Here is a 7,791-nt window from a genome sequence, read left to right as displayed (position 1 = left end):
CGATCTGCTCCCGCTCCAGCGGACTCAACCTCGACGCCATAACCACCCCAACGACGATCACGAAAGGGTGTTGCAACCACCGGTTGAGCCCGCCCACCGAACGGAAACTGTCCAAGATCTGTAGGTGCCCCCTGCTGGGGGCCGGGGCAGGTCAGGCGGTCGGCACCGGCGCCAGGGCCGCCGCGAGGGCCTCGGCGTTCTTCTTGTCCACCCGGGGGAAGGTCAACGTGACGCCGTCTCCCGCGTCGCCGAAGGCGAGACGCAGCAGGCTCACGATGCCCATCTTCGCCTCGGCGAGCGCGACGTGTTCCCGGGGCACCTCGCCGAGAACGCCGGTGCCGGGCCCGCCGAGGAAGGTCTGCGGCAGGAAGATGAGTCGCCGGTCGGTGAGGACGACGAACTGCTTCTTGGTCCGCGACAGCGCGTGACCCACCGCCCCGGCACCCGCGGTGATCAGCCCTTGCGAGACGACCGTCCCGAGTCGGCCGGCGGAGAAACTGCCGACCATCGCCCGGGTCGCGGTGACCGGCTGTTCCCCGGGTTGCAGGATCGACGCCACCCGTTCGAACGCGCGCGCCTGAAGTTTCTGGTTCATGTGGTCCCCTCCGTGTTTGACCGTGACCGCCGCTGATGCTTACGGAGTAGGACACCCTGGGCCATCCGACGATCAGACGCATGATCATGACGGTCGGGCATGGACGGCGTCACCTTCACCCCCCTCGGCCTGGGCCGCCTTCATCGAGTTCACGGTGGTCAGCCGAGCCTCGCGATGACCACGATCTACGGCTGATCGCTGGCGGAGTCGGTGTGCGATCCGCTGTACGAGTTGACCGAGGGGGAGTACAGCCCGGTGGCCGCCGCTGCCGCCGGAACGCGGTTCGTCATGCGGGAGCCGTTCGAGTTCTCCATCGATCCGGCCGGCCTGCTGGGCGAGGAGGCGGCACCCGACGGGTCGGGCGAACAGGGGTGAGGCTCGCGCGCCCGTGATCGACACGAGTTCGGCGAGGTGGGGGTGTCCGGGGATTCGGATCCCGCGAGGTCGGCGATGTGGTGTCGATCAAGGGCGCGGGGAGGGCTGAGGCTCCCAGTGGGCGTACAGCGGGGGTGGGGGAGAATGGGCTCGTGACTTCCCCCCGCGACCTCGTTCTGCTCGGGTCCACCGGTTCGATCGGCACGCAGGCCATCGACATCGTCCGGCGCAACCCGGACCGGTTCCGGGTGGTGGCGCTCGGCGCCGGCGGCGGCAACGTCGAGTTGCTAGCCGCGCAGGCCCTCGAACTGGGCGTCGAGGCGGTCGGGGTGGCCAAGGCGTCCGCCGCGCAGGACCTGCAACTGGCGTTCTACGCGGAGGCGAGCCGGCGGGGCTGGGCCACCGGCGACTTCAAACTTCCCAAGATCGTGGCCGGGCCGGACGCCATGACCGAGTTGGCGCAGTGGCCGTGTGACGTCGTGCTCAACGGGGTGGTCGGCTCGCTGGGCCTCGCTCCTACGCTGGCCGCTCTGCGCGGTGGTCGTACTCTGGCGTTGGCCAACAAGGAGTCGCTCGTGGCCGGCGGCCCGCTGGTCAAGGCCGCGGTGACGCGGCCGGGGCAGATCGTGCCTGTCGACTCGGAGCATTCGGCGCTGGCCCAGTGTCTGCGCTCCGGGGCGCGCGGCGAGGTGCGGCGGCTGATCGTCACGGCCAGCGGCGGCCCGTTCCGGGGGCGGCGGCGCGACGAGCTGACGCAGGTCACACCGGAGCAGGCGCTCGCGCACCCGACCTGGAACATGGGGCCGGTCGTCACGATCAACTCGGCGACCATGGTCAACAAGGCGCTTGAGGTGATCGAGGCGCACGAGTTGTTCGACGTGCCGTACGCCGACATCACGGTGATGGTGCACCCGCAGTCGGTGATCCACTCGATGGTCGAGTTCGTCGACGGGTCGACGATCGCCCAGGCCAGCCCACCGGACATGCGGCTGCCGATCGCGCTGGGCATCGGCTGGCCGGACCGGGTGCCCGAGGCCGCCACCGCCGTCGACTGGACGGCTTCGCACACCTGGGAGTTCGCGCCGCTGGACGATCAGGCGTTCCCGGCCGTCGCGCTGGCCAAGGCCGCCGGGGAGGCCGGACGCTGCCGCCCGGCGATCTACAACGCGGCGAACGAGGAGTGCGTGGCGGCGTTCGTGGCGGGTCGGCTGCCGTTCCTCGGCATCGTCGACACCCTGGAGCGCGTGCTGGAGGACGCTCCGGACTTCGCCGAACCAGGTACCGTCGGGGACGTGCTCGCGGCCGAATCGTGGGCGCGCGCGCACGCGCAGGAGATCATCGCGGGTTCGGTGGAAGGAGCTTGATGTCGTACCTGCTCGGGGTGGTCCTCTTCGCCCTGGCCATCCTCGTCTCGGTGAGTCTGCACGAGGCGGGGCACCTGCTCACCGCCAAGATGTTCGGGATGAAGGTGACGAAGTACTTCGTCGGCTTCGGCCCCACCATCTGGTCGTTCCAGCGGGGTGAGACCGAGTACGGCCTCAAGGGCATCCCGCTCGGCGGCTTCTGCAAGATCGTCGGGATGACTCCGCAGGACGACGACGTCGAGCCGGGCGACGAGTCGCGGGTGATGTGGCGCTACCCCGTCTGGAAGCGGACGATCGTGATGGCCGCCGGCTCGATCACGCACTTCGCGCTCGCGCTGATCACCATCTGGATCCTCGCCGTCTCCGCCGGCCTGCCCAACCCGGACTTCCCGACCACCGACGCGCAGGCCCGCCAGGAGCCCGCGGTCATCCAGCTCAGCGACTGCGTGGTGCCGGAGAACGCGGTGCGGGCGTGCACCCCCGCCGACGCGGCCAGCCCGGCCGCCCAGGCGCAGCTGCGCGACGGCGACCGGATCACCGCGATCAACGGCACCCCGATCGCCAACTACGGCGACCTGCTGACGACGCTGCGCGGTCTCAAGCCGGGCGACACCACGCGGATCGAGTACGTCCGCGACGGTCAGGCGGGCAGCACCAGCACGGTGCTCGCGCAGACCCAGCGGCCGCCGCTGGACGACCCGAAGGGCGCCGCCGCGCCGGTGGCCGCGCTCGGCGTCGGTCTCGTGCCCAGCACCCCCACCCGCGTGACGTACGGGCCGGGGGCCGCCTTCGGGGCCACCGCCGACTTCACCGGTCAACTCGCCGTCGGCACCGCGCAGGCGTTGCAGCGCATCCCGCAGAAGGTCCCCGCCCTGTGGACCGCCCTCACCGGCGGCGAGCGGGACGTGGACACCCCGATCAGCGTCGTCGGCGCCAGCCGGCTCGGTGGGGAGGCCGTGCAGAACAACGCCTGGCTGGTCTTCTTCATGCTCTTCGTGTCGCTGAACTTCTTCATCGGGGTGTTCAACCTGCTACCGCTCCTCCCGGTGGACGGCGGCCACATCGCCATCGCCTGGTTCGAACGGGTCCGCTCCTGGGTCTACGCCCGGATCGGCCGGGCCGACCCGGGCCGGGTCGACTACCTCAAACTGATGCCCTTCACGTACGCGGTGATCCTGATCGGCGGCGCGTTCACGCTGCTCACCATCGCCGCGGACGTCGTCAACCCGATCACGCTCTTCTCAAGGTGAGTGCCTGAAGTGACCGCTATCAGTCTCGGTATGCCCGCCGTGCCGCCCCCGCCGCTCGCTCCCCGTCGGGCCAGCCGCCAGATCATGGTCGGTTCGGTCCCGGTCGGCGGCGGTGCGCCGGTGTCCGTGCAGTCGATGACCACGACCCTCACCTCCGACGTCAACGCGACCCTTCAGCAGATCGCCGAGCTGACCGCGTCCGGCTGCCAGATCGTCCGGGTGGCGGTGCCGTCGCAGGACGACGTCGAGGCGCTGCCCGCGATCGCCAAGAAGTCGCAGATCCCGGTGATCGCCGACATCCACTTCCAGCCCAAGTACGTCTTCGCCGCGATCGACGCGGGCTGCGCGGCCGTCCGGGTCAACCCGGGCAACATCCGCCAGTTCGACGACAAGGTCAAGGAGATCGCCCGTGCCGCCGGGGACGCCGGGGTGCCGATCCGGATCGGCGTCAACGCGGGCTCGCTGGACAAGCGGCTGCTGAGCAAGTACGGCAAGGCCACCGCCGAGGCGCTCGTCGAGTCGGCGCTGTGGGAGTGCTCGCTGTTCGAGGAGCACGGCTTCCGCGACATCAAGATCTCGGTCAAGCACAACGACCCGGTCGTGATGATCCGCGCGTACCGGCAGCTCGCCGAGCAGTGCGACTACCCACTGCACCTCGGCGTCACCGAGGCCGGCCCGGCCTTCCAGGGCACCATCAAGTCGGCGGTCGCCTTCGGCGCCCTGCTCGCCGAGGGCATCGGCGACACCATCCGGGTGTCGCTGTCCGCCCCGCCGGTCGAGGAGATCAAGGTCGGCAACCAGATCCTGGAGTCCCTCGGCCTGCGCGAGCGCGGTCTGGAGATCGTCTCCTGCCCGTCCTGCGGGCGGGCCCAGGTGGACGTCTACAAGCTCGCCGAGGAGGTCACCGCCGGCCTGGAAGGGCTGCCGGTGCCGCTGCGGGTCGCCGTCATGGGCTGCGTCGTCAACGGTCCGGGCGAGGCCCGCGAGGCCGACCTCGGCGTCGCCTCCGGCAACGGCAAGGGCCAGATCTTCGTCAAGGGCCAGGTCGTCAAGACGGTGCCCGAGGCGCAGATCGTGGAGACGCTGATCGAGGAGGCGCTGCGCATCGCCGACGAGATGGGCGCCGAGCTTCCCGAGGAGCTGCGTGGGCTGGTCACCGGCCCGACCGTCACCGTGCACTGAGTCGGTTCGAAGAATGCGGGCCGTTCCCCCTCGGGGAACGGCCCGCATTCGTTCCGGCGCATCTCACTCGGATTCGGCGAGGATCGCGTACAGCTTGCGCCGGGTCTCGTCGAGCACCTGGGCGGCCCGCTCACGCTGGTCGTCGGTGCCGTTCATCATCACCTGACGCAGGGCGTTCATCGCCTGCGCGCCGGAGTCGCGGATGTCGTGCCAGCTGCTCACGGTGCCCTGGGCGACGTCCGCCCAGGCCGGGCTCTCCGCAGCCGCGGTGGCCTCCGCCTGCCCGGCCTCGGTGACCGTGAACCGCTTGCGCCCACCGCTGGACTCCTCGGTGCTGGCGGCGATCACACCCTCGTCCTCCAGGAGCTGGAGCGTGGGGTAGATCGAACCCGGGCTGGGCCGCCAGGCGCCGCCGGTGCGGGAGTCGATCTCCTGGATCATCTCGTAGCCGTGCATCGGCCGTTCGGTGAGCAGGGCCAACACCGCGCCCCGGACGTTGGGGCGTCGGCCCCTGCCCCGCCCGCGACCGCGTCCGCCCCAGGGGCCGCCGTGCTCGTGGCCGTGGCCGTGCGGGCCGGGCGGGACCGGCGGGAAGCCGAACCCCCGCATCCGGGCCTCGTGCATCGGGTGGTGCTGTCGATGGAACCTCATGGGGTTCTTCCTCTCTTCGTACTGTCGCTGATGCATCAACGATATATCGGCAATGCATCGCCGACAAGCCGCTATTTACAAACCGTACGTACGTCTTGTTAGGGTGTCGGGCATGCGCCTGCTCTCACCACCCGGCCCGGCCCGGATCCTCACCCTCGGCACCCTGGTCAAGACCGTCGGGCGGGGCCTGTGGCTGGTCGCCAGCGCGCTCTTCCTCACCCGCTCGGTCGGCCTCTCGGCCACCCAGGTCGGCGTCGGGCTGACCATCTCGGCACTCGTCGGCGTGCTCGCGAGCGCACCGAGCGGCTACCTGGCCGACCGCGTCGGGCCGCGCGGCGCACAGGTCGGCGGCCTGATCGCGGCCGGCATCCTGACCGCCGGGCTGGTCACCGTCCGCTCGTTCGCCGCCTTCCTGCTGGTCGGCGCCGCCACGGCGCTCGCCGACGCCGTCGAGCGCGGCGCCCGGGGAGCGCTCATCGCCGGCGCGATCCCACCCGACCAGCGGGTGCACACCCGCGCCTACCTGCGGGCCACCACCAACGTCGGGATCTCCGTCGGCGCCGTCCTCGGCGGCTTCGCCATCGCCGCCGACACCCGCGCCGGCTACCTCACGCTGATCCTGACCACGGCTGTGGCGTCGCTGGCCGCAGCGGCGATCTCCGCCCGGCTGCCCACCGTCGCACCCGTCGCCGCCCCGACGCGAGGACCCCGGCTGGTCGCCCTACGGGACCGCCCGTTTCTCGCCTTCACCCTGCTCGACGGGCTGATGTCCATGCACTTCAGCCTGCTCACCCTCGCCCTGCCGTTGTGGATCGCCGGGCACACCACGGCGCCGGCCTGGATGATCTCGGTGCTGACGCTTGTCAACACCGCACTCGTGGTGCTCCTGCAGGTACGCGCCGCACGCAGCGCCGTCACCCTGCCCGGGGCCGCCCGCGCGTCCCGCCGGGCGGGAGTCGTCATCGCGCTCGCCTGCGTACTCTTCGCCGCCAGCGGCGCGCTGCCCACCCCGGGCGCCATCGGCCTGCTCTGCTGCGGGTCGCTGGCGCACGTGATCGGCGAGCTGTGGCACTCCGCCGCCGGATGGGGGATCTCCTTCGGGCTGGCGCCCGCCGATGCGCAGGGGCAGTACCAGGGGACGTACGGCATGGGCTACGAACTGGGCAAGATGCTCGCGCCCGTCGTGGTGACCAGCCTCGCCCTCGGTTGGGGCGTACCGGGATGGCTCACACTCGGCGCGCTGTTCCTCCTGCTCGGTGCCCTGGTGCCCCCGGTCGTCCGGTGGGCCGGCCGGACCCGCCCACCCAGCCCGGTCGCCGAGCCGCTGACCGTCTGACGGCGGGCTCGCCACTCGGCCGGCGGGGCGGGGGGTCGATCTGGCAGGCTGGTAGTCGTGCTGACGGTGCCGGTACGGCAACTGGGGGAATCGGAGCGCCGCGCGGTCGAGCGCCTCCTCGACCGTGACCCGTTCGCGGGCGCGCAGGTCGCGGAGCGCATAGCCGCGCGCGGGCTCTCCTGGTGGCGGGCCGAAGGGCGGATCCTGGGGTACGGCGCCCGCCGCAACCTCGAATCGCTGTGCTGGCTCGGTGGCAACCTGACACCGGTGCTCGCCAACGACGCCGCCGTGTCCGCCTTCGCCGACCTGCTCGCGGGGGAGGAACGACTCTGCTCGTCAATCGTCGGCCGCGCCGACGCCGTCCTCGGCCTCTGGGACCGGCTCTCCGGCACGTGGGGCCCGGCCCGCGATGTCCGCCCCAACCAGCCGCTGCTGGTCACTGACACACTGCCGGCCGTACCGGCCGATCCAGAGGTACGCCGCGTCCGCTCCGGCGAGGTCGACAGGCTCTTTCCGGCTGCCGTCGCCATGTACACCGAGGAGGTCGGTGTCTCCCCGCTCGCCGAGGACGCCGGCCGCAGCTACCGCCGCAGAGTCAACGACCTGGTCCGCGCCGGTCGCGCGTACGCCCGCTTCGTCGACGGCAAGGTCGTGTTCAAAGCCGAGCTGGCCGTGGTGACCAAACGGACCGCCCAGGTCCAGGGCGTCTGGGTCGCGCCGGAGTGGCGGGGCCGCGGCATCGCCGCCGGCGCGATGGCCGCCGTCGTACGCGACGCGCTGCTCCGGGTCGCCCCCACGGTCAGCCTGTACGTCAACGACTTCAACCTGCCGGCCCGCAGGGTGTACGAGCGCTGCGGCTTCCAGCCCGTCGGCACGCTCGCCACCGTCCTCTTCTGATCGACCAGCGCTCGCGCCTTCAGATCTTGGACAGTTTCCGTCAGCTGGGCGGGCTCAACCGATGGTTGCAACACCCTTTCGTGATCGTCGTTGGGGTGGTTATGGCGTCGAGGTTGAGTCCGCTGGAGCGGGAGCAGATCG

The 7,791-nt window shown here is 71.1% G+C and carries 8 protein-coding genes; 6 read left to right on the top strand and 2 right to left on the bottom strand.

Annotated features, from left to right (window positions below; all coding sequences use genetic code 11):
- Window positions 1–151: 151 nt before the first annotated feature.
- Window positions 152–595, bottom strand: coding sequence for a hypothetical protein (locus tag AB0B39_RS32880; RefSeq protein WP_357576217.1), 444 nt, complete (start codon window positions 593–595; stop codon window positions 152–154).
- Window positions 596–805: 210 nt separating this feature from the next.
- Here AB0B39_RS32880 and AB0B39_RS32875 point away from each other — a divergent pair, with 210 nt between their 5' ends.
- From AB0B39_RS32875 to ispG, 4 genes are all read left to right on the top strand, one after another.
- Window positions 806–970, top strand: a complete 165-nt coding sequence (locus AB0B39_RS32875) for a hypothetical protein (RefSeq protein ID WP_357576216.1) — start codon at window positions 806–808, stop codon at window positions 968–970.
- Window positions 971–1,122: 152 nt separating this feature from the next.
- Window positions 1,123–2,334 (top strand): 1-deoxy-D-xylulose-5-phosphate reductoisomerase, encoded by a 1,212-nt coding sequence (gene dxr / locus AB0B39_RS32870; protein WP_234584249.1) that lies wholly within the window; start codon window positions 1,123–1,125, stop codon window positions 2,332–2,334.
- Window positions 2,334–3,584, top strand: a complete 1,251-nt coding sequence (locus AB0B39_RS32865) for a site-2 protease family protein (protein WP_357576215.1) — start codon at window positions 2,334–2,336, stop codon at window positions 3,582–3,584. The genes dxr and AB0B39_RS32865 overlap by 1 nt, the downstream gene beginning before the upstream one ends.
- A 9-nt stretch (window positions 3,585–3,593) precedes the next feature.
- Complete coding sequence (ispG, locus tag AB0B39_RS32860) at window positions 3,594–4,766, top strand: flavodoxin-dependent (E)-4-hydroxy-3-methylbut-2-enyl-diphosphate synthase (RefSeq protein WP_130408231.1); 1,173 nt, start codon at window positions 3,594–3,596, stop codon at window positions 4,764–4,766.
- 63 nt (window positions 4,767–4,829) lie between these two features.
- Here the strand turns inward: ispG and AB0B39_RS32855 are convergent, their stop codons facing one another.
- A complete protein-coding gene (locus AB0B39_RS32855; protein WP_234584251.1) occupies window positions 4,830–5,417 on the bottom strand; it encodes a PadR family transcriptional regulator in 588 nt (195 codons plus the stop codon).
- A 112-nt stretch (window positions 5,418–5,529) separates the two neighbouring features.
- Here AB0B39_RS32855 and AB0B39_RS32850 point away from each other — a divergent pair, with 112 nt between their 5' ends.
- Together AB0B39_RS32850 and AB0B39_RS32845 are read left to right on the top strand one after the other, a co-directional pair.
- Window positions 5,530–6,753: an MFS transporter gene (locus AB0B39_RS32850; RefSeq protein WP_357576214.1), complete on the top strand. Its 1,224-nt coding sequence runs from the start codon at window positions 5,530–5,532 to the stop codon at window positions 6,751–6,753.
- Window positions 6,754–6,810: 57 nt separating this feature from the next.
- Window positions 6,811–7,650, top strand: a complete 840-nt coding sequence (locus AB0B39_RS32845; RefSeq protein ID WP_357576213.1) for a GNAT family N-acetyltransferase — start codon at window positions 6,811–6,813, stop codon at window positions 7,648–7,650.
- The last annotated feature ends 141 nt before the right edge of the window (window positions 7,651–7,791 follow it).

Source organism: Micromonospora sp. NPDC049114, assembly GCF_040648635.1.
Classification (GTDB): Bacteria; Actinomycetota; Actinomycetes; order Mycobacteriales; family Micromonosporaceae; genus Micromonospora.
Note: the sequence above shows the minus strand (reverse complement) of the source record. Positions and strands in the feature narration are given on the sequence as shown.